Origin of the sequence: Nonomuraea sp. H19 (genome assembly GCF_052068215.1) — a bacterium.
GTDB lineage: Bacteria > Actinomycetota > Actinomycetes > Streptosporangiales > Streptosporangiaceae > Nonomuraea.
This window is the reverse complement of sequence record NZ_JBQHCV010000026.1, coordinates 125,395-144,854: the sequence shown is the minus strand read 5'-3', so window position 1 is coordinate 144,854 and position 19,460 is coordinate 125,395. Positions and strand designations below refer to the sequence as shown.

The 19,460-nt window shown below is 68.3% G+C and carries 22 protein-coding genes; 14 read left to right on the top strand and 8 right to left on the bottom strand.

The window, feature by feature from the left end; genetic code table 11:
• The first annotated feature begins 1 nt into the window (after position 1).
• The 5 genes from ACTMTI_RS43280 to ACTMTI_RS43260 all read left to right on the top strand — a co-directional run bounded on the left by ACTMTI_RS43280 (position 2) and on the right by ACTMTI_RS43260 (position 3,051).
• Complete coding sequence (locus ACTMTI_RS43280; RefSeq protein WP_441126627.1) at positions 2-544, top strand: N-acetyltransferase family protein; 543 nt, start codon at positions 2-4, stop codon at positions 542-544.
• A 149-nt stretch (positions 545-693) separates the two neighbouring features.
• Positions 694-1,266: a DUF5994 family protein gene (locus tag ACTMTI_RS43275; protein ID WP_441126626.1), complete on the top strand. Its 573-nt coding sequence runs from the start codon at positions 694-696 to the stop codon at positions 1,264-1,266.
• Between the two features lie 142 nt (positions 1,267-1,408).
• Positions 1,409-1,732: an STAS domain-containing protein gene (locus tag ACTMTI_RS43270; protein WP_441126625.1), complete on the top strand. Its 324-nt coding sequence runs from the start codon at positions 1,409-1,411 to the stop codon at positions 1,730-1,732.
• A gap of 150 nt (positions 1,733-1,882) precedes the next feature.
• Positions 1,883-2,134 (top strand): hypothetical protein, encoded by a 252-nt coding sequence (locus ACTMTI_RS43265; RefSeq protein WP_441126624.1) that lies wholly within the window; start codon positions 1,883-1,885, stop codon positions 2,132-2,134.
• A complete protein-coding gene (locus ACTMTI_RS43260; RefSeq protein ID WP_441126623.1) occupies positions 2,131-3,051 on the top strand; it encodes an RNA polymerase sigma-70 factor in 921 nt (306 codons plus the stop codon). The genes ACTMTI_RS43265 and ACTMTI_RS43260 overlap by 4 nt, the downstream gene beginning before the upstream one ends.
• Before the next feature lie 359 nt (positions 3,052-3,410).
• Here ACTMTI_RS43260 and ACTMTI_RS43255 read toward each other — a convergent pair whose 3' ends face one another.
• Entirely contained in the window at positions 3,411-4,043 is a 633-nt protein-coding gene (locus tag ACTMTI_RS43255; protein ID WP_441126622.1) for a TetR/AcrR family transcriptional regulator, read from the bottom strand.
• Between the two features lie 120 nt (positions 4,044-4,163).
• Here ACTMTI_RS43255 and ACTMTI_RS43250 point away from each other — a divergent pair, with 120 nt between their 5' ends.
• Both ACTMTI_RS43250 and ACTMTI_RS43245 read left to right on the top strand, forming a co-directional pair.
• Positions 4,164-5,189, top strand: coding sequence for a hypothetical protein (locus ACTMTI_RS43250; protein WP_441126621.1), 1,026 nt, complete (start codon positions 4,164-4,166; stop codon positions 5,187-5,189).
• A gap of 111 nt (positions 5,190-5,300) precedes the next feature.
• A complete protein-coding gene (locus ACTMTI_RS43245; protein WP_441126620.1) occupies positions 5,301-6,854 on the top strand; it encodes an FAD-dependent oxidoreductase in 1,554 nt (517 codons plus the stop codon).
• 435 nt (positions 6,855-7,289) lie between these two features.
• Here ACTMTI_RS43245 and ACTMTI_RS43240 read toward each other — a convergent pair whose 3' ends face one another.
• The 3 genes from ACTMTI_RS43240 to ACTMTI_RS43230 form a co-directional block, all read right to left on the bottom strand.
• The gene (locus tag ACTMTI_RS43240; protein ID WP_441126619.1) at positions 7,290-7,466 is read right to left on the bottom strand and encodes a hypothetical protein; all 177 of its coding nucleotides are present in this window, start codon (positions 7,464-7,466) and stop codon (positions 7,290-7,292) included.
• A 175-nt stretch (positions 7,467-7,641) separates the two neighbouring features.
• Entirely contained in the window at positions 7,642-8,436 is a 795-nt protein-coding gene (locus ACTMTI_RS43235; RefSeq protein ID WP_441126618.1) for an SGNH/GDSL hydrolase family protein, read from the bottom strand.
• 22 nt (positions 8,437-8,458) lie between these two features.
• Complete coding sequence (locus ACTMTI_RS43230) at positions 8,459-9,601, bottom strand: acyl-CoA dehydrogenase family protein (protein ID WP_441126617.1); 1,143 nt, start codon at positions 9,599-9,601, stop codon at positions 8,459-8,461.
• Positions 9,602-9,764: 163 nt separating this feature from the next.
• Between ACTMTI_RS43230 and ACTMTI_RS43225 the strand changes: the two genes are divergently transcribed.
• Together ACTMTI_RS43225 and ACTMTI_RS43220 are read left to right on the top strand one after the other, a co-directional pair.
• On the top strand, positions 9,765-10,343 hold the full coding sequence (locus tag ACTMTI_RS43225; RefSeq protein WP_441126616.1) for a TetR/AcrR family transcriptional regulator: 579 nt from the start codon (positions 9,765-9,767) through the stop codon (positions 10,341-10,343).
• A 46-nt stretch (positions 10,344-10,389) separates the two neighbouring features.
• Complete coding sequence (locus ACTMTI_RS43220; RefSeq protein WP_441126615.1) at positions 10,390-11,001, top strand: recombinase family protein; 612 nt, start codon at positions 10,390-10,392, stop codon at positions 10,999-11,001.
• 50 nt (positions 11,002-11,051) lie between these two features.
• Here ACTMTI_RS43220 and ACTMTI_RS43215 read toward each other — a convergent pair whose 3' ends face one another.
• Both ACTMTI_RS43215 and qcrB read right to left on the bottom strand, forming a co-directional pair.
• Complete coding sequence (locus tag ACTMTI_RS43215) at positions 11,052-11,165, bottom strand: zinc finger domain-containing protein (protein ID WP_441126613.1); 114 nt, start codon at positions 11,163-11,165, stop codon at positions 11,052-11,054.
• 46 nt (positions 11,166-11,211) lie between these two features.
• Positions 11,212-12,819: a cytochrome bc1 complex cytochrome b subunit gene (gene qcrB / locus ACTMTI_RS43210; RefSeq protein ID WP_441126612.1), complete on the bottom strand. Its 1,608-nt coding sequence runs from the start codon at positions 12,817-12,819 to the stop codon at positions 11,212-11,214.
• A gap of 158 nt (positions 12,820-12,977) precedes the next feature.
• Here qcrB and ACTMTI_RS43205 point away from each other — a divergent pair, with 158 nt between their 5' ends.
• On the top strand, positions 12,978-13,460 hold the full coding sequence (locus ACTMTI_RS43205; RefSeq protein ID WP_441126611.1) for a hypothetical protein: 483 nt from the start codon (positions 12,978-12,980) through the stop codon (positions 13,458-13,460).
• Between the two features lie 142 nt (positions 13,461-13,602).
• Here ACTMTI_RS43205 and ACTMTI_RS43200 read toward each other — a convergent pair whose 3' ends face one another.
• Positions 13,603-14,328 (bottom strand): dienelactone hydrolase family protein, encoded by a 726-nt coding sequence (locus tag ACTMTI_RS43200; protein ID WP_441126610.1) that lies wholly within the window; start codon positions 14,326-14,328, stop codon positions 13,603-13,605.
• 313 nt (positions 14,329-14,641) lie between these two features.
• Here ACTMTI_RS43200 and ACTMTI_RS43195 point away from each other — a divergent pair, with 313 nt between their 5' ends.
• From ACTMTI_RS43195 to ACTMTI_RS43185, 3 genes are all read left to right on the top strand, one after another.
• Entirely contained in the window at positions 14,642-15,385 is a 744-nt protein-coding gene (locus ACTMTI_RS43195; RefSeq protein ID WP_441126609.1) for an SDR family oxidoreductase, read from the top strand.
• Positions 15,386-15,514: 129 nt separating this feature from the next.
• A complete protein-coding gene (locus ACTMTI_RS43190; RefSeq protein ID WP_441126608.1) occupies positions 15,515-15,949 on the top strand; it encodes an ester cyclase in 435 nt (144 codons plus the stop codon).
• A gap of 294 nt (positions 15,950-16,243) precedes the next feature.
• Complete coding sequence (locus ACTMTI_RS43185; RefSeq protein WP_441126607.1) at positions 16,244-17,134, top strand: SDR family NAD(P)-dependent oxidoreductase; 891 nt, start codon at positions 16,244-16,246, stop codon at positions 17,132-17,134.
• Positions 17,135-17,346: 212 nt separating this feature from the next.
• Here ACTMTI_RS43185 and ACTMTI_RS43180 read toward each other — a convergent pair whose 3' ends face one another.
• Complete coding sequence (locus ACTMTI_RS43180; protein WP_441126606.1) at positions 17,347-18,249, bottom strand: MurR/RpiR family transcriptional regulator; 903 nt, start codon at positions 18,247-18,249, stop codon at positions 17,347-17,349.
• Between the two features lie 65 nt (positions 18,250-18,314).
• Between ACTMTI_RS43180 and thrC the strand changes: the two genes are divergently transcribed.
• Positions 18,315-19,379 carry a threonine synthase gene (gene thrC / locus ACTMTI_RS43175; RefSeq protein WP_441126605.1) on the top strand — a complete coding sequence of 355 codons (1,065 nt, stop codon included), beginning with the start codon at positions 18,315-18,317 and terminating at the stop codon, positions 19,377-19,379.
• Positions 19,380-19,460: the final 81 nt, after the last annotated feature.

The window sequence follows — 19,460 nt, the reverse complement described above, 5'->3', positions numbered from 1 at the left end:
CATGCACACCATCGATCGCCTGCCCGCGGACGAGTTCGACGCCGGCGTCAAGGAGCTGGCCGAACTCCTGGTCGACGCCGTGGACAGCGGCGCCTCCGTGGGCTTCCTGGCGCCGTTCGATCACGAGGAGGCCGCCGCCTGGTGGCGCGCCCAAGCTCCCGCGGTGGCCGACGGCAGCCACATGGTCTGGGTCTGCCGCGACGACACCGGCATCAGCGCCACCGTCAGCCTGGTCCTGGCCGCCAAGCCGAACGCCCGGCACCGGGCCGAGATCGTCAAGCTGATGGTCCACCGTGACGCCCGTGGGCGCGGCCTGTCGCGTGCCCTGCTGGCCACCGCCGAGCGGGCCGCCCTGGAGGCGGGGGCCGATCTGCTGCTCCTGGACACCGAGACCGGGAGCACCGCTGAGCACGTCTACCTCACCGGCGGCTGGACGCGCTACGGCATCGTCCCGGACTACGCGGGCTCACCGGACGGCACGCTGCGGGATTGCAGCTTCTTCTACAAGCGGCTCCGGCCCGCGCCTCTTCACCCGGTCACCTGAGCGGAACGCCGTCAACCGCACCGGCATCGAGTCGCTGGAGGTAGTCTGAAGGTACCGAGGACTTTTCGTGCGTTGGCATTCAAGTCGGCGTCGCCCACGGCGATAGATCATTCGGGGCCCCTGCCCGGGTCCGGTCAGGCCAGGCAGCCATGACGCCGAAACTTCTGTCCCACCTCAAGCCGCTGAGCGTCACCGCCCGCGCGATTCCCACCATCGACTCCGTGGTCCGGCTCAGCCTCAATCCCGTGCTGGACCGGCGAGCCACCGTGGACGGGGCGTGGTGGCCCCGTTCCCGCGATGCCTCCGCCGAACTCCCCGGCCTCATCGCCGCCGTCGACCAGCGACTCGGCCGGACCACACTGCGAGTCGGCGTGTACCGGGACGCATGGGGCCATATCCCGCGTCGTATTCCGGCCCGGGGGCGTCAGATCCGGGTCAGCTGGTTCCGCAGCAGCGACCCCCGCGTGATCACTCTGATGTCCGCAGCCGGCGAACCCATCGTCCTGCTCGTCATCGACCCGGACACCGCAAGCGGTCCCGCCAAGGCCGCGCTCACGCTCACCGCCCAGGACACCACCGGCCTGCATCCGGCCGGCATCCTCACCATCGCGCACCTCCCGCCGTCCCCAGCCCGCCGCCCGGCAGACGCCGACAGCTCAGCCAGATGGGAGAACGAGGGTGGGCCCAGCGTCGATCGCGGGGCCGCTCGCCCCACCGGCTAGCCGGCCGTTTCGACGGGGCCCTTGCGCTGCCTGCCGGCCGGATCGAGTGGTCCTGACACCGCCCTTCCGGCGGCTGACCGATCTCTGGTCGGCAGGCGCCTCATCCAGTCTCATTTCTGATCGTCTCCCATTGGAGAACCTCATGACCGTCATTGACACAGTCCCGCTCGGCGTGACCGGCCGATCGATGCCCACCACCGTCTACCTGTCTGGTGAGATCGACATCTTCACCAGCGCAGCGCTTCGCCGGAAGCTGCTGCACACGCTGCGCTCCAGCACGGACCTGCTCGTCCTCGACCTATCCCAGGTGACGTTCTGCGACGCCGGCGGCCTGAGCGTCCTGGTCGGCATCCATCACCGCGCCCGAGCGCAAGGCATCACCCTCGCCCTGACCGGGCTCCGCCCGTGCGTCTCCCGGCTCCTGCACATCACCGGCCTGGATCGCAGCCTGCCGATGATGGCGTGACCGGAGGCCCACCCAGGTGCCCGGGTCTCAGCGCTCGTGGGAGTCCCGATCGCACCCGAGCCCCCACTCTCTTCGGTTGGGATGTCACAAATCGGCCGGCTTTCTCGTCTCGTGTAGGGGAATCAGAGATCCGGAGTCGGAAAGGGCGACGTGGCGGTGCGGGTTTTCGTGGCCGGTGGGGCCGGAGTCATCGGGCGGCGGCTGACCGCGATCGCCGCCGACAGACCCGACAGGAAACACATAGACAGGTGGTTCGCCACCACCAACCGGTTGCGCGCGGAGGGGACAGATCGTCTGTCGGCCGCCGCCGAGGCGACCGGTGTCTCCAACTTCGTTGCGCAGAGTTATGCAGATTGGAACGGGACCTCGTGGCGTCAGAACTTCAAGGGCGGGCTGGGATGACGCTCGAGGAGGAATTCGAGGAACTGCGACCGCTGTTGTTCTCGATCTCTTACCGGATCTTGGGCAGCGTGACCGAGGCCGAGGACGCCGTCCAGGAGACCTGGCTGCGCTACGCGACGACCTCGACGCAACCGCGATCCACCAAGAACTTTCTCTCGGCGACAGTCACCAGGATCTCGATCGACGTGCTGCGCTCTGCCCGGGTTCGCCGGGAGGAGTACGTCGGGCCGTGGTTCCCCGAACCACTGCTCACCGACCCCTACCAGGACCCGGAACGCGCCGCGGAACTGGCCGACTCGGTGTCGATGGCGGCACTACTGCTGCTGGAGCGACTCAGCCCGCTCGAACGCGCCGTCTTCGTGCTCCGGGAGGTGTTCAGGTTCGAGTTCGAGGAGGTCGCCTCGGCAGTGGGCCGCTCGGAGGCAGCATGCCGCCAGCTCGCGTCACGGGCACGCCGCCACATGCAGGATGGCCGGCCCCGGTTCGAGTCCGACCGAAGCAAGCGCGAGAAACTCGCCGAGCGATTCTTCGACGCGCTCAGGGGAGGGGACGTCGACGGGCTGCGCGAGCTCCTCGCCGCCGACGCGCAATTGGTCAATGACGGCGGCGGCGAGATCGGGGGTAAGGGCCGCGTCTACGGCGTCGAGACGGTCGCCCGGGTGCTGGGTGCGGCCATGCCTTCGTTCGCCCAGATCGGCGCCGTGCTGGAGGCACACGAGGTGAACGGCCAGCCGGGAGCGATCCTCCGCGACCGCGATGGCAGGGTCATCAGCACCTGGACGCTCGACATCCTCGACGGACGCATCCAGACCATCCGCTCGGTGATCAACCCAGACAAGCTCGGGCACCTGGGCCCCGTCGCAGACGCCCGCGCGGTCATCCGCGAAAAGAACCGGGCTCGCCGGCGACTGACATGACCCGCAGAGCCGCGATCGGAGCGAACCAGCCCCGCTGTCAGATGCCCGCGGGGGAGTACCGGCCATGACCGATCCCCGTCCTCATGCGTCCCTCTCCTCCGTCGCCTCGGCCAACGCCACCGAGCCGGCGTCGTGGCCGCCTGGGCCGACGACCGGCTCCGGCCGGCCGAGATCGCGCGAAAGGCGTCGCAGCACGCGGTGACGAGACGTCGTCCGTTGAAGGCCGGGTTGGCGTAGCGGGCTGAGGCGTCCTGCACGACCGCGTGAATCCCGGCGTCTTCTTCGATCACCGTGCCGCACCAGTCGCACACCTCAGAGGGTATTCACAAGTGGCTGTGAGCGCCCTTGAGACGGGGAGCTCACTGATGCCGGCGGCGGCGCGCTCGTTGCTCAGCGGCGTCGAGTGCGGGTGTGAGTGGTGCGAGCGCGGTGCGGAGTAGGTCCGGTAGCGAGCCGGACGGCACGACGAGCCCGCCGGTCGTGGCGGACGCGGCGGTCGCTTGCAGCCACTGTTCGAGCGCCAAGCGAACTGCGGCGGCCACGCTCGCCGCGAGCACACGGGCGGTGCGTGGGTCGGCATCGCCGAGGCGTTCGGCAATCGCGTCGGTGAGGGGATGTTCGATCGCGGTAGTGGAATCGACGAATGCGTCGCGCAGCGCGGGGCGGGTGGTGATCAGCAGCAGCGCGTCGCGACCGGGTTCGTCCGGGGCGGTGTACTGACCCACGATCGCCTCGATGACGGCGTCGGCGAGGCCGACGTCGGCGGGACGGTCGGCCACTGCCGCCGCGACCCGTGCTTCCCGTTCGCTGGTGACGGCGGCGACGATCGCCTGTTCCCGACTGGAGAAGTAGTTGTTGTACGTCCTCGGGGAGACGCCGGCGGCTTCGGCGATGTCGTCGACGCGCACGTTGTCCGGTCCACGCTCAAGAGCCAGCCGCAATGCCGCCGCGCTCAATGCCTCTCGGGTGGCCCGCTTCTTCTGCTCGCGCAACCCCGTTCGCCTTGTCGTCACCGTCTCAGCATCCCAGTTTTAATGCGTGCGCGCAAACTTGCGTGCACGCATTTTTCTTCCTAGTCTGGCGTCCTCCACCTGACAGGAAGGATCCGAGTAATGAGGGCTAAGGGGATCAGCTACGACACCGGCTTCGTCCGCAATGGAGAGTTCTCCCGCGAGCGCTTCGACCCGGACGTGGTCAAGCGCGAGCTGAGCATCATCGGGGACGACCTTCACTGCACCGCGGTCCGCATCATCGGCGGTGATCCCGAGCGGCTGGAGCTGGCCGCGACGTACGCCGCCGACCTCGGCCTGGAGGTCTGGTTCTCGCCCTACCCTCTGGAGCTGACCACCGAGGAGATGCTGTCGCTGTTCACCGACTGCGCTGAGCGGGCCGAGCGGCTCCGGCAGCGGGGCGTCGAGGTCGTGTTCGTTGCCGGCGCCGAGCTGAGCCTGATGAACAAGGGATTCCTGCCGGGCGACACCCAGGAGGACCGGCTCGAACTGCTGCTGAACCAGCGGGATCGTCTGGCCGAGCGGGTCGGCGAGCTCAGCGCACGGGTCAACGACTTTCTCGGCGACGCCGTGGCACTCATTCGCGAGCGATTCGGTGGCAGGGTCACCTACGCCGCGATACCACTCGAGCGCGTCGACTGGGCACCCTTCGACATCCTGGGCGTGGATCCCTACCGGTCGGCCGAGGTCGCCGATCAATTCACCGACGGCGTCCGCGCCCTCGTCGCGCAGGGAAAGCCGGTGGCGATCACCGAGTTCGGCACCGCGGCCTACCGCGGCGCGGGCGACAGGGGTGGCCGTGTTCTGGAGGTTGTCGAGTTCAGCAAGGACACCGGCGCGCCGGTCCGATTGAACAGCGAGTACGTCCGCGACGAGTCTGGCCAGGCCACATACCTGCGGGAGCTGTTGGAGATCTACGACGCCGCAGGTGTCGACAGCACCTTTGTATTCCTCTTCGCGCTCGACAACTTTCCGCACCGCCCCGACGGCGATCCCCGCGACGACCTTGACCTGGCCAGCCCTGGCATCGTCAAAGTCCTCGACAACCGTCGCGGAGACACCTACCCCGACATGCCCTGGGAACCTAAGGCTGCCTTCACCACCCTTGCCGAGTACTACCGCGGCTGACCACGTCACAAAGACCGCACCCTGAAGCGAGCCGCATCGGCACCGCCCACCGGCCAGGCGTTTCAGCGCTCCATCCGTCCTGCCCTTTTCCGCGCGAACAAAGGAGTACACGTGATCGTAGATGTCGTCATCGCCGGCGGCGGTCCGAACGGGCTGATGCTGGCCTGCGAACTGAGCCTGGCAGGGGTCCGCCCAGTCGTGCTGGAGCGGCTACCGGAGCCGAGCGAGGAACCCAAAGCGAACGGATTGCTCGGCCAGGTCGTGAAAATGCTCGACCGCCGGGGGCTGTACGAACGTCTCAGTGGTAGCTCAGAACCGCCGCAGCCGAACGCCGCGTACTTCATGTTCGGCGCGATGGGCCTGGACCTGAGCCTGCTGGAGGACAGCCCCATCTATGCCCTGCCGGTGCCGCAGCGACGCATAGTGCAGGTCCTGCAGGAGCGCGCCATCGAACTGGGCGTGGAAATCCGGCGGGGACATGAGGTCGTCGGCCTGTCGCAGGACGACAACGCAGTCACCATCGACGTCGCGAGTCCGGGCGGGGCGTACCATCTGCGGGCCCGGTACCTCATCGGTGCGGATGGAGCCCACAGCACCACGCGCAAGCTCTCCGGCATCGGATTCCCCGGCATCACCTACGACCGAATGACTGTGCGTTCAGCGCACGCGACGGTCCCGGCGGACTGGGTCGATCCCGCGATCGGTGCGCTGAACGTGCCTGGCTACGGCACTATTTTGCCGTTCATGCCCCACCGCACCGAGCACGGAGGGTTCTCCTACGCGCCGATGCCTGGCCACCCGCCGCTGGTCAGCACCACAGAGTGGGACCAGCCCGCGACCGACACTCCGATGAGCCTCGACGAATTGCGGGCGAGCATCCGCCGCGTGCTCGGCGCCGACGTGCCACTTGGTCCGCCCGACGGCGAAGGACCGCACGCGCTGCGTCGGCTGACCGGCGGTAACACCCGGGTCGCCGAACGGTTCGCGGACGGCCGGGTGTTCCTGATCGGTGACGCCGCCCACGTGTACGCCGCCACGGGGGGCGGTCCAGGGCTCAACCTCGGCCTGCAGGACGCGATCAATCTCGGCTGGAAACTGGCCGCCGAGATCCGAGGAAGCGCCCCGCCCGGACTGCTGAACAGTTACGAGACGGAGCGGCGATCGGCCGCCCACCGCATGGTATTGAACGCGCAGGCGCAGTCGGCCCTGATCGCCCCCGGCAGCGACGTCACCGGACTGCGCGAACTGTTCACAGAACTGCTCCGCGACCCGAGCACCGTGCAGCGCCTGGCCGAACTCACCGCGGGCGCCGACGTCCGCTACGACACGGGCGAACCCGAGGCGCACCCGCTGATCGGCCGGTTCGCCCCGGACATGGAACTGCACACCCCGACCGGGCCGGTCCGGCTGGCCGAGCTGACCGGAACCGCACGCCCCCTGCTGCTCGACCTGACCGAAGAAGCATCGCTAGCGGAGACACTTGCCCCGCGGCACGACCAAGTCGATATCGTCACCGCGCGCCCCCAGACCCCCGCACCCACAGCCCTGCTCCTTCGACCGGACTGCTATGTGGCCTGGGCATCCGAATCACCCCAACCAGGTCCCATGGAGATCGAAACACTCCGGGCAGCCTTGCAGCGGTGGTTCGGTGTCATCGACCTGTGACGTTCCACGGTTGATGTCGCTGTTTCTGCCGCGCTCTTGTCGTGGTGGTTCGGCAGCTGGTTGATGGGAGTGGCGATCACGCGCAGCCCCCCGCCCAGCGTGGCGCACGGCCACGATGGGTGTGCTCCGGAGCTGACGATGGCCCGACACGATGCGTGGGCCATTCGTCGTGGTGGCGGATCGATGGTGTCTCAGTCCTTCTCGGGGCCGTAGATTCTGCGGATGTTTGGCCAGTTGTTGCTCGCGGGGGCTGTCGGGGTTGACGTTGGCCGCGCCTTCGGCGTCGAGCATCTCTTCGAAGCTGACATAGCAGGTCACCCGTTCGACGCGGATAAGGGCGTTCCGGTCGTCGGCGGTGTCCTCGGCCAGCAGTACGACCAGGTGACTCTTCCACGCTTCGGTGAAGGCGGCGGGCCGGCGACGCTCGCTGTCTTCCTAGGTCAGCACCTGTTGGTAGGCCTTGCGCACGATCGTTTGGGTCGCTGCCCGCCGTGGCCGCCCGGCGATCTCCAGCACCCGGGCGAGCCCGCTGCGCAGTCCTGAGGGCCGCGGGGGAGGTGCCGCGGGCCAGGACTCCGGGAGAGGCTCCCACAGCAGGCGGCGCATCACCATGCGAGCACCGTAACGCCGGCCGTCGCGGAATGCGGAAGTCGCGTCAGGGCGACCGCAGATCTGGACAGGAGCCGACGGCGATGTTCGACCGGCTCGGAGGTGAGCGGTTGGCATGCACGTCCCGGCCGACGGACAGAGACGCCTATTCGCGTCGCGACCGGTTTCGTCGCTGGGCTCATGACGTGGGCGGGATAGCTCGAAGGAGTGCCTCGGCCCAGCTCGTGTAGCCGATCTGGCTGGGATGGAAGCGGTCAGGGGAGAACTTGTCGTTCCATGGCGGGATGAAATGGGTGGAGACCTCGGCGATGGGCAGTCCTCGTTGGCGTGCGGCTGCGTGGATCACGTGGTTCGTCTGTCTGACATAGGTGGTGCTGAGCCGGCCGACGATTCCCCAGAAGCCGGTGGGAAGGGGCAGGTCGAGGATGATGGTGCCGTCGGGGACGGCGTGGATGAGGGCGCGCAGATCGGCGCGGAGCCGGGGTGGCGGGGCGTGCAGGATGTCGTTGGCGCCGATGCCGCAGGTGATGAGCTGCGGGGTGGTGGGCAGCTCGGCGAGCCGGGGAAGCTGTTCGTTGAGTACGTCGCGGGTGAGCGCGCCCGAGCGTGACAGATTGAGCACTCTCCAGTGGAAGCCGCTGCGGCGGTGGAGTTCGGTCAGGGTCTGGCCGACGTAGCCGTGCCACGGGTCTGGGGGGCCGAGTCCCTGGGCGGTGGAGTCGCCGAGTACGACCCACAGCGGCCCGCTGTCGGCCAGGGCTTGGGCGTTGTGGCGGCGCCAATGTGCGGCGAATGTTCTGCGCTGCGTGTGGATCTCGGTGACACCCCGGCACCAGCTCTCCAATCGGCTATCTGGGGCGGCGAGACCTGTCTGGGCGAATCGGGCGGCGGCAGTGGCCAGGAGTTCGATCGCCGTGCGGTGCTTGCCGCAAGTGGTCGTGGTTCTCCGTGCCTGGCGGTGGGACGGGGGCATCGTTCGGCTCCTCACAGACAGGTCAGGCGGTCACCGTGCGGCCGATGATCTCTTTCATGATCTCGTTGGTTCCGGCGTAGATGGACTGCACGCGGGCGTCGACGAAGGCCCTGGCGATGGGATGTTCGCGCATGTAGCCGTATCCGCCATGGAGTTGCAGGCAGCGGTCGACGACCCGGTTGAGCAGGTCGGTGGTCCACCATTTCGCCATGGCCGCTTCGGTGACGCCGAACTCGCCCGTCAAATGCGCGGTGATGCAGCGGTCGACGAACACGCGAGCGATCTCCACCTCGGTGTGCATCTCGGCGAGCGTGAATCGGGAATGCTGGAACGTGCCGATCGGTCGTCCGAACGCGGTGCGTTCCCGGCAGTACCCAGTGGTCCGCTCCAGGACGGCCTCGGCGAGCGCAACGGAGCCGACGGCCACCACCAGGCGCTCTTGGGGCAGGCTGTTCACCATGTAGGCGAACCCTTGCCCCTCCTGTCCCACCAGGTTCGTCGCGGGGATGCGCACCTGGTCGAAGAACAGCTCGGCCGTGTCTTGGGCGTGCATGCCGATCTTGTCAAGATTGCGGCCCCGGGTGAAGCCCTCCATGCCGCGCTCGACCACGAACAGGCTCAGCCCGTCGTGCCGCTCGTCGGGGTCGGTGCGGGCCGCGACCAGTACCAGATCGGCGTTGATGCCGTTGGTGATGAAGGTCTTCTGCCCGCTGAGCACGTAGTGGTCGCCGTCGCGCAGTGCGGTCGTGCGAATCCCGGCCAGGTCCGAGCCCGCGCCGGGCTCGGTCATGGCAAGGGCGCCGATCGCCTTGCCGGCGGCCATCCCGGGAAGCCAGCGGCGCTTCTGCTCCTCGGTGCCGTAGGCGAGCAGGTAGGGCACGACGATGTCGGTGTGCATGGGGAACCCGACGCCGGACGCGCCGGCGCGGGCCAGTTCCTCGCTCACCACGGCGAGGAAGCGATAATCGTCGCTGCCACCGCCGCCGTAGGCCTCGGGCACGTTCATACACAGAAACCCGTGTGCCCCTGCCGTCTCCCATACGTCACGGGGCACGATCTTCGCTTGCTCCCACGTGTCGTGGCGGGGCCCGATCTCCTTGTTCACGAATTCGCGGAAGGCCGATCGGAACGCTTCGTGATCGGCTTCCATGACCGTACGGCGCATGCTCACTCTCCTGGCTCTCCAACCGTCCTATACTTACGTTCGAGGCCTAAACGTAAACGGCTGCGCGGACCGCCGTCAATGGCAGCGTTTACATAATGGCGGAATTTGTAAGCGCTGAGCAGGCACGATGACCGCACGCCTGATTCAGGAGTCGAGACATCAGATGACCGACGAAGAGATCCAGCAGCGCATCCTGGACGCGGCCGAAGAGTGCCTGCTGCAGGCTGGGCCGACGGCCCGGATCCACCACCTGATCGCCGAGCGGGCGGGGGTGTCCCGCCCGACCGTCTACAAACACATCGGCGACCAGAAGGCGGTCATCGAGGCGCTGCTGCACCGCGAACTCGACCGGTTTCTCACCGCAGCACAGTCCGTGCTCGCCCGCCACGGCTCGCTACGCGAGCGATTCATCGAGACGGTCGTGTACGCCGTCACCTACGCACGGGAACACGCGCTGCTGCAGAAGATCCTGCACGAGGAACCACAGATCGCGCTCCCCTGGCTCACCACGAACGCCGACGCCGTGTTCGAGCGCGTCGTGGCGTTCATGAGCCCGCACATCAAACGCGGCGAACGTGACCACGTCAATGCGATCAATCCGAAGATCGTCGTGGAGTGGCAGGCCAGACTCGCGATCTCGCTGCTCATCACGCCCAGCGTCACTTCGCGATTGGACGACCCGCGCAAACTCCGCCGGTACGTTTCCGACCTCCTCGACATCGGACTCACGCCAGACCGATGACCACAGCCGTCGGCACTGAGGGCGACCAGGGAGGGGTGATCGTCCAGTGGAAGCCTCCGACTGCCCGATGTCCTCCTGCGCCGTCCCGGCCGGCTCGCCCTGCCGCACCGGCCGGGGCAAGGTGGCCGCCCAGTACCACACCGCGCGCTTCCGGCTGGTGCCCTCCCTGGCCAAGGCGCTCAACGTGCCGACCCCCGCGCTACGCAAACCCGGGTCGGCCTGGATCGAGCTGCCCCGCCCCGCCGCATCCGGCGCCACCTCCGGGCATGCCAAGATCGGCTACGCCCGCGCCTCGACGCTCCGCCAATCGCTGGACACCCAACTCGACTCCCTCAAGGCGGCCGGGGTAAGCCAGATCTTCTCGGAGAAGACCTCCACCCGCGCCACGAGGCGCCCAGAACTCGAACGCGCCGTCGCTCTGGCCCGGGAACTACGCGCCACCGGCGTCGCGGTCACCCTCGTGGTGCACGAGCACAAGCGCCTGGGCCGCGGCATCCACCTGGCCACCCTCGCCGAAGAGCTGAAGGCGGCCGGCGTCGGCCTGGAGTTCCTCACCGGGGAACTGCAAGGCTCCCACGACCCGTCCGGCGTGGTGTTCACGCCGTCGGCGTCCAACCCCTCCACCAGGCGGTCATCGGTACGACAATCAACCCTCTGAGCATCGCCTCTACACCCCACTGTCCCTTTCTCTCGTACTTGGTCTGCCCCCTACTCCGGCGCGACCTTGCCGCCCCGCGTACGGCAAACACTGCCCGCCGGCGCCTGACACATCGGACAGTCGAAGGCCTCGACGACGGCCGCCCGATCGGCAAGATCACTCATGTCGCAAAACCTACCGCGAGCCGTGTTCTGAGAACACACGTGACAGTCAGTGCGTCAGGGACCGGTCGTGCTCCTCGTCCAGGGCGACCTTCTGCCCGCCGTATGCAACGGACATCCGGGCCCGTAGTCTGCCGAGAGGGCTGCGCATGCGTGCAGGCGGGACGCCGGAACCGTTGTGGGCGGTGAGCACCGGCACGGCTTCCTTGGCGCGCAGGTGTGCCTCGATGTCCTCGCTCAGCGGTGTGTGCGTTTCGGTGAACGCGCCGCTGGGCAGGCGCTTGATCACGCCGGTGGGCACACCGTGTCCGATGAGATCGGCGTCGGAGCGTTGCAGGCCGAGGCAGATCCGGTAGGTGATGAGGTAGGCGAGCGCGGGTCCGGCGATCACCAGGACGCGTCCGGCGTAGGTGGTGGCGTTCAGGCTGATGTGGAAGGTGGACGCGATCTCGTCGTTGGCCCCCAGCAGCCACAGCACGCCGTAGAAAACGACGGTGGTCATGCCGATCGAGGTGCGGTGCGGGTTGTTGCGGGGGCGCTCCAGGATGTGGTGCTCACGCTTGTCGCCGGTGATCCACTGTTCGATGAACGGGTAGAGCAGCATCCCGGTGAGGATGACGCCCAGCGGCACCAGCGCCGGGATGACCACGCTCAACGGCACCGTGCCCGCTTGGGCGGTGCCGAGGAGGTTGACCTCCCAGGCGGGCATCAGGCGCAGCGCGCCCTCCAGGAAGCCCAGGTAGAAGTCGGGCTGGGAGCCGGCCGAGATGTCGGCCGGGCTGTAAGGGCCGTACAGCCACACGGGGTTGATCTGGGCGAAGGTGCCCAGCCCCGCCACCGCGCCCAGGGTGAACAGGAAGAACGCACTGGTCTTGGCCATGAACGACGGATACAGCGGGGCGCCTACCACGTTCGTGCGGGTGCGGGCCTTGCCCGGCATCTGGGTGTGTTTCTGCACCCACATCAGCACCAGATGCGCCGACATCAGCGCCACCAGCGTCCCCGGAATCAGCAGGATGTGCAGCGAGTAGAACCGGGAGACGACGTCCTCGCCCGGATACTCCCCGCCGAACAAGAAGAAGGTCACGTAGGTGCCGACCAGTGGCAGCGACATGAGCACGCCCTCGGTGACCCGCAGGCCGGCACCCGACAGCAGATCATCCGGCAGTGAATAGCCCGTCAGCCCCTCCAGCAGGGCCAGCGCGAGCATCGTGACCCCGATGACCCAGGTGAGCTCGCGCGGCTTGCGGTAGGCGCCGGTGAAGAACACACGCAGTGCGTGGATCATCATGCCGCCGATGAACAGCAGCGCCGACCAGTGGTGGATCTGCCTGATGAGCAGCCCGCCGCGCACCTCGAAGCTGATCTCCAGCGTGGAGGCGTACGCCTGCGACATCTGCACGCCCTTCAACGGCGCATAGACGCCGTCGTAGACCACGTGGCCCATGCTCGGCTTGAACCAGAACGTCAAGAACGTGCCGGTGAGCAGCAGGATGACGAACGAATAGAGCGCGATCTCGCCCAGCAGGAAAGACCAGTGATCGGGGAAGATCTTGCGTAGGTTGCGGTTCAGGAAACGGGCCGCTCCCAGGCGCTCGTCAAGGAACGATGGTGTCCGGGCGATGGTGCCGGGGACCGCCTTCGGTCCGGTTTGCATGGGCGACTCCCTTTCTGTCCGCGTCTTCACTAGGACGACCGAGGGCGCGGGATTGTGACATCCCCGGAAGCCCTCCACAGCGGCGGGATGTCACATTCGCGGGGTGCCTTGCGTCTTAGGAGTGACTGGCGCACGTTTGAACCACGGCGAGGTGATCCATGGCGACGTCCTCACATATCGGCCCCGGCTCATGGCGGATCGTCCTGGAGGCGACCGAAGCGAGGCTGACGACGAGCAGGCGGAAAGGCCCTCGGCTCCTGTACGCGCCGCCACGCCTCGACGGCGCCTTCTACCTGCGGCCCAACGCTGCCTTGGCGGGATTCGCCCTGCGGCTCCCCCTGCCGTCGCACCGCGCCGAGCCATCGGTGCTGCACTGGGAGTCGGCAGAACTCGACCGCGACGCACACGCGTGGCTGCGATTCGGACGCCAGGCGGTGCGCTCACCCGTCTCGGTCGTGTGCGCCGAGATCCCCGGTGAGCGCCCGTACGTCAAGATCGTCCTGGAGACGGTGTTCTCCTCGACAAGCTTGCGCCTGCCCGCCTTGGCGTGGCTTCGGCCGCGGCCGGTGACGCTCAGGCTGTTCAGCGAGATCCGGCCGACGGACAGGTCCCCTGGCTCGAGCCGGGACCAGGCGCCCTGAGACTCCGAACGCAGCGGGAACGTCACCCCCTCCGCCACCAGGAGTCCGCCAACTTCGACAGGCTCCACGTGGAGAACGCACCTGCACCCGCTCGGCCATGCCGAACAGGTCCGGCTCGAACGCGCGCTACAAGGCAGTGGCCTTATCCAAAGTGCCGGGCGAAGAACTGCAGCGCATTGTCGGTTTCGTACGAGGGAATTCCCCCGTGGTCGCCGGGGTTCGCGTGCAGCGTCTTGTCGCTCGAGCCCAGGGCATCGAACAGCGCCAAGGCCTGGTCCCGGGGCACCCGCGTATCGTCCCATTGGAGCAGGAACTGCACCGGCACGGTGACCTGGGCGGCGGTCGCGGCCAGCCCGTGCACGCCGAGCAGGCCCAGCACCGCGGCGCGGACCCGGGGTTCGGCGGCGAGTAGCGGCACACCGAGCCCGCAACCCATCGACACACCCCAATAGCCGACCGGGCCGGCGCCCACGTGGTCGAGTTCCTGGACCGCGGTCACAACGGCCTGCCAGTCGGCGACGGCCTGCCCGGCCAGCAGGTCGTGCATGGCCGCGACCAGCTCGGCCGGATCCTCTCCGGCGGCCATGCGGGCCCGCATGTCGCCCGCGAACTGGATGAACTGTTCGTCTTTCGGCCGGTCGCCGTGGTTAGGGGCATCGATCGCGACGACGGCGAAATCCCCCTCGGCGGCGAACCGGCGAGCGCCGGTCAGGACGCCGGGGGCCTTCTTGTGCTGGCCGCCGCCGTGTCCCATCAGGATCAGCGGGCGGGGGGCGGTGGGGCCTTGCGGCGTGAACAGCACGCCGGGGATCTCGCCGAGGGTGAAGGACTGTTCAGTGACGCCGTCGGCCGACGTCTGAGAGGTCATGCTGAAGCGCATAGCGTTCAAAGCCTTTCGGGGTGCCTTGTGCGGGCGCTCCCTAGACCATGCACGGGAGGGAGCCCCGACCTGTCATCACAGCGTTGATCGGTCTCACCTCCTCCAGTCGTAGTGCTGCACAGCGTCGCTGAAGATATCACACAGACCTTTGCCTGACACGGCACTGGCCAATGATCACGCCATGATCCTCATCTCCGAACGCGGACCGCTTGCTACGGCTGCGCCACGGCGCGACGGGCTCCCGGTGGTGACGTCGCTCACACCGTGTCACAGCCGAGCGGGGCACATCGTCTTAGAGGGCATGACGAACTTGGAGCAGACCTCAGTGTTGATCACCGGAGGCAACCAGGGACTTGGCTTTGAGGCAGCCCGGCGGCTCGGGGAACAGGGCTGGACGATCTTTCTCGGCTCGCGCGATGAAGGTCGAGGACGGGCAGCCGCCGACAAGCTGACCGCCGGTGGCGCGAACGTGGTCGTGGTCCCGCTGGACGTGACCTCGGAGGAGTCGGTGGCCGACGCTGTACGGCTCGTCCGCGAGCACACCGACCGGCTCGACGTCCTGATCAACAACGCCGGCGCGCCAGGAAAGGGTATTGCGCCGGCAGCCGCGACGGCCGACGAGATCCATTCCGTCTACGACACCAACGTGTACGGGCCGATCAGGGTCACGCACGCGTTCCTTCCCTTGCTGCAGGCGGCGGACCATCCGCGGGTGGTGATGGTGTCCAGCGGCGGCGGTTCCTTCTCGGTCGTGACCGATCCGGAGCAGCCCTTCTCGCAATTCCATGAGCTCGCCTACAGCTCGTCGAAAGCGGCGCTGAACATGATCACCGTCCGGTACGCCCAGGCGCTCCCGAAGATCAAATTCAACATCGCCACTCCCGGAGAAGTCGCCAATCGCAAATTCGCCGCCACCGACATGAACAATCACACCGGCGAGCTGACGGTCACCGAGGGCACCGACTCGATCCTGAGACTCGCGATGATCGACGCCGACGGGCCGACAGGGATCTTCGTCGATCGCCTTGGCCCCGTTGCCTGGTGACCGCCGCGCAACCAACCTGCGGTCGACGCCGGAGACCCGGCAAGAGGGCTGTCGCACGCCGGCGGCCGAGTCCCCCGCTGTGAACAGTGATAACCACCCGAATGGTCATGTCGGCCAAGGAGGAACCACATGTCAACAGCCCAGGCAACAAGCAACAAAGCGACGTTCAGCCGCTTCCATGACGCCCTCAACAGCGGCGATGCGGAGGTCATCTCGAAGACGATCGACGAGGTCGTCGAGCCGGACGTGCTGTTCCACGCGCCAGTGCCGATGGATGCGACGGGGGCGCAGGCACTCAAGCAGGTGTGGGCGGCGCTCCTTCGCGCGTTCCCCGACATTCACGTCACGGTCGAGGATGTGATCGCGGAGGGGGACAAGGTCGTCTTCAGGAACACGGTCACCGGAACCCACCAGGGCGAGTACAGGGGCCTGCCACCAACCGGCAAATCCGTCACGTACCGCGAGATCTTCATCTTCCGCTTCGCCGGCGGCCGAATCGCTGAGATCTGGGGGGTCGTGGACGTCTTCTCACAGCTGCGACAGCTCGGCGTCATTCCGGCCTAGCGAAGCCGTACTCAGCGGCCGGCTCATTTTCGGCGAGCACAGCACTCTCGTCCAGTACGGCGGCCGGCACCACGCACCGATCGACCAGGTATCGACCGTGGCGTCCTCAGATCGTAGGGCGGTGCCGGCCGCCGAGCGCGACGGCTTTGGCGACCTGGACAACGGTCCGGCCGAGAGGCGTCGGCGAGCCGACCAGCCACGCGAAGGCATGCGCCGCAGGCTTCTTACCGCAACTTTCGGTCGAATGCCCGTCAACCCCGCATAACAGCCCACAACGGCAACAAGGTGTCCGCCATGGACAATCCGCCACTGCAGAAAGAACGGAAAGACATCATGAGCAAGGTCTGGTTCGTCACCGGTTCGTCCCGCGGCCTCGGCCGCAACTTCGTCGAGGCCGCCCTGTCCCGCGGCGACAAGGTGGCCGCGACCGCCCGGGACACCGAAAGCCTTGACGAGCTGGCCGCCACCTATGGCGACGCGGTGCTCCCGCTCGAGATGGACGTGACCGACAAGGCCGCCGTCTTCGAGAGCGTCAAGCGGGCCAAGGAGCACTTCGGCCGTCTCGACGTCATCGTGAACAACGCCGGCTACGCCCAGATCGGCGCGATCGAGGAGCTGACCGAGCAGCAACTGCGCGACCAGCTGGAGACCAACCTGTTCGGCGCGGTGTGGGTCATCCAGGCCACCCTGCCCCACCTGCGCGAGCAGGGCGCAGGACACATCATCCAGATCTCCTCGGCCGCCGGGCTCATCGCAATGCCGCTCGGCGGCGCATACCAGGCCTCCAAGTGGGCCCTGGAAGGCCTGAATGAAACCCTCGCCCGAGAGGTGGCCGACTTCGGCATCAAGGTGACCGTGGTCGAGCCCGGCGGCTTCGCCACCAGGTCCGGCAAGAACCCCGATCCGCTCAACAACGGCCACCTGGCCGAGCCCAGCCCGATCTACGACGGCCTCCGCCGGCGCCTCGCCGGGTTCATGGGAAAGCAGCCCGCCGGCGACCCGGCCGCCGCGGCCCAGGCACTCCTCAAGATCGTCGACTCCGACAACCCGCCCCTGCGGGTGCTCTTCGGCCAGGGCTTCTACCCGATGCTCCAGCAGGTCTACGCCGACCGGCTCAAGACCTGGGCCGACTGGCAGGACCTTTCGGCGGAGGCTCACGGCAACCTCGATCAAGAAGATCGGTGACCCCCGGTCTGAGCTTTCCAGACCTGAGCCGCGTCGTTCTTCTCGGCCCGATGCACGCCCCCGCCTGGAGTCCGGCACTCGATCGGAAAGCCGTGACCACGGCGTTGACCGTTGCGACACCATCGGGTCGCGCCATCATCATGACGCGCTCGTTCAACGCTCCGCGCCACCTGGTCTTCGCCGCCTGCACCGCCACGATGGCCGTACATCCCTCACAGTGATCGGGTGAGCTCGTCGAGGTCGGCCAGGCGCTGGGCGGGCGCCAGGCGCGAGGCCGTGGCGACGAGCATCAGCTCGGTGACGGCGATCTCGTGCGCCAGCGGCGCGATCGGGCCGGCCGCCTCGCGTGGCAGCCTGACCAGCACCTCCGCCTGCGCGGCCAGCGGCGACACCCAGGCGTCGGTGACGAGCAGCAGCCGTGCGCCGCGCGAGCGCGCGGCGTGCACGAAACGGGCGGTGTCGGGGGAGTAGCGGCGGAAGTCGTAGGCCACGATCGCGTCTGAAGGCCCCAGATCCAGCACGGTACGGGCTCGGGCCTGCGCCGCTTCCGGCACGCGGTGCGCGCCCGGCCGCAGGCTGGCGAGCTGGCGGATCAGGTATTCGGCGGCCAGCTCGCTCAGCGGCCCGCCCAGCGCCCACACGGTACGAGCCTCGGAGAGCAGGGCCGACGCGGCTTCGAGCAGCGGTTCGGTGAAGGCGGCGAGGGTGCCGTCGAGCCCCGAACGCAGGCTTTCGGCGGCCCGCCGCAGCTCGGGGGACGCGGTCGCGGGGGACGCGGCGTCCGGGGAGCCCCGCCCGGCGGATCCGGCTGCGGCGGGGCCGGGCGGACGGCGGAGGGCACCTGGAGAGCGGGTGACGAATTCCAGCAGCTGCGACCGGTCCCGAGCCCCGTCCCTGACGGCGGCCTGGAAGTCGGCGAACCCGCCGTATCCGAGCCGGTCGAACAGCCGCGACGCGGTCGGCGGGCTGACCCCGGCGCGTTCGGCCAGCGCGCGCAGCGAGCCGAGCGCAGCGAAGGGATAGTCGTCGAGCAGCACCCGTACGATCGCCCGCTCGCCGGGCGGCAGCTCGGGATAGACGGCACTGAGGCGGGCCGCCACCGGGTCGGTCTCCATGATGACAAATGTTACATCGACCTAGACTTGCCCATGGACTTGGAACAAGTGTTACGGTGCCGGGCATGAGTATCTGGCATGGTCTGATCGACAGCGACTACCGGCGCTGGCTGCCCGTCACCCGCGACACCCCGGCCATTTCGCTGAACGAGGGCAACACCCCGCTGCTGCGCTCAGCGCACCTGTCCGAGCTGACCGGCTGCGAGGTGTGGCTGAAGGTCGAGGGCGCCAACCCGACGGGATCGTTCAAGGACCGCGGGATGACCGTGGCGATCAGCAGGGCGGCCGAGCGCGGCGCCGAGTCCGTCATCTGCGCCTCCACCGGCAACACCAGCGCCTCGGCCGCCGCGTACGCCGCCCGCGCCGGCATGACGGCCGCCGTGCTCGTTCCCAAGGGCGGGGTCGCGCCGGTCAAGCTCGCTCAGGGCGTACGCTACGGCGCCCGCGTCGTCGAGATCGACGGCACCTTCGACGACTGCCTGCGAGTCGCCCGCGAGCTGGCCGGCCACCACCCGGTCGCGCTGGTCAACTCCGTCGGCAACGAGCTGCGCCTGGCCGGGCAGCGGACCGTCGCCTACGAGATCGTCGACGCCCTGGGCGACGCGCCCGACGTGCACTGTCTGCCGGTGGGCAACGGCGGCAACATCACCGCCACCTGGGGCGGCTACCGCACCTACGCGGACGCGGGCCTGGCCACCCGGCTGCCGCGCATGTGGGGCTTCCAGGCGGCGGGATCGGCGCCGCTGGTCCACGGCGCGCCGGTCGCCGATCCGCAGACGGCGGCCAGCGCGATCCGCATCGGCAACCCGGCCACCTGGGACGGCGCCATCGCCGCCCGCGAGGAGTCGGGCGGGCTGATCGCCGCGGTGACCGACGAGCAGATCTTCGCGGCGTACCGGATGCTGGCCCGCCGCGACGGCGTCTTCGCCGAGCCCGCGTCGGCGGCCGGGGTGGCGGGGCTGCTCGACCAGCACGCGCGGGGCCGGCTGGAGCCCGGCCTGCGAATCGTGATCACGATCAGCGGCAACGGGCTCAAGGACCTGGACGCCTCCCTGCACGACGGCTACACCCCGGCCGAGACCTCCGCGGCGGCCGCCGACGTGGCCCGCGTCCTGCGCCTGGCCGCCTGATCTCCATGACCGCCGCGGTGAGCGTACTCGTGGCCGTCAGGCCCGCGCCACGTACCGAATGCCCACGTCGTGGATGCGTTC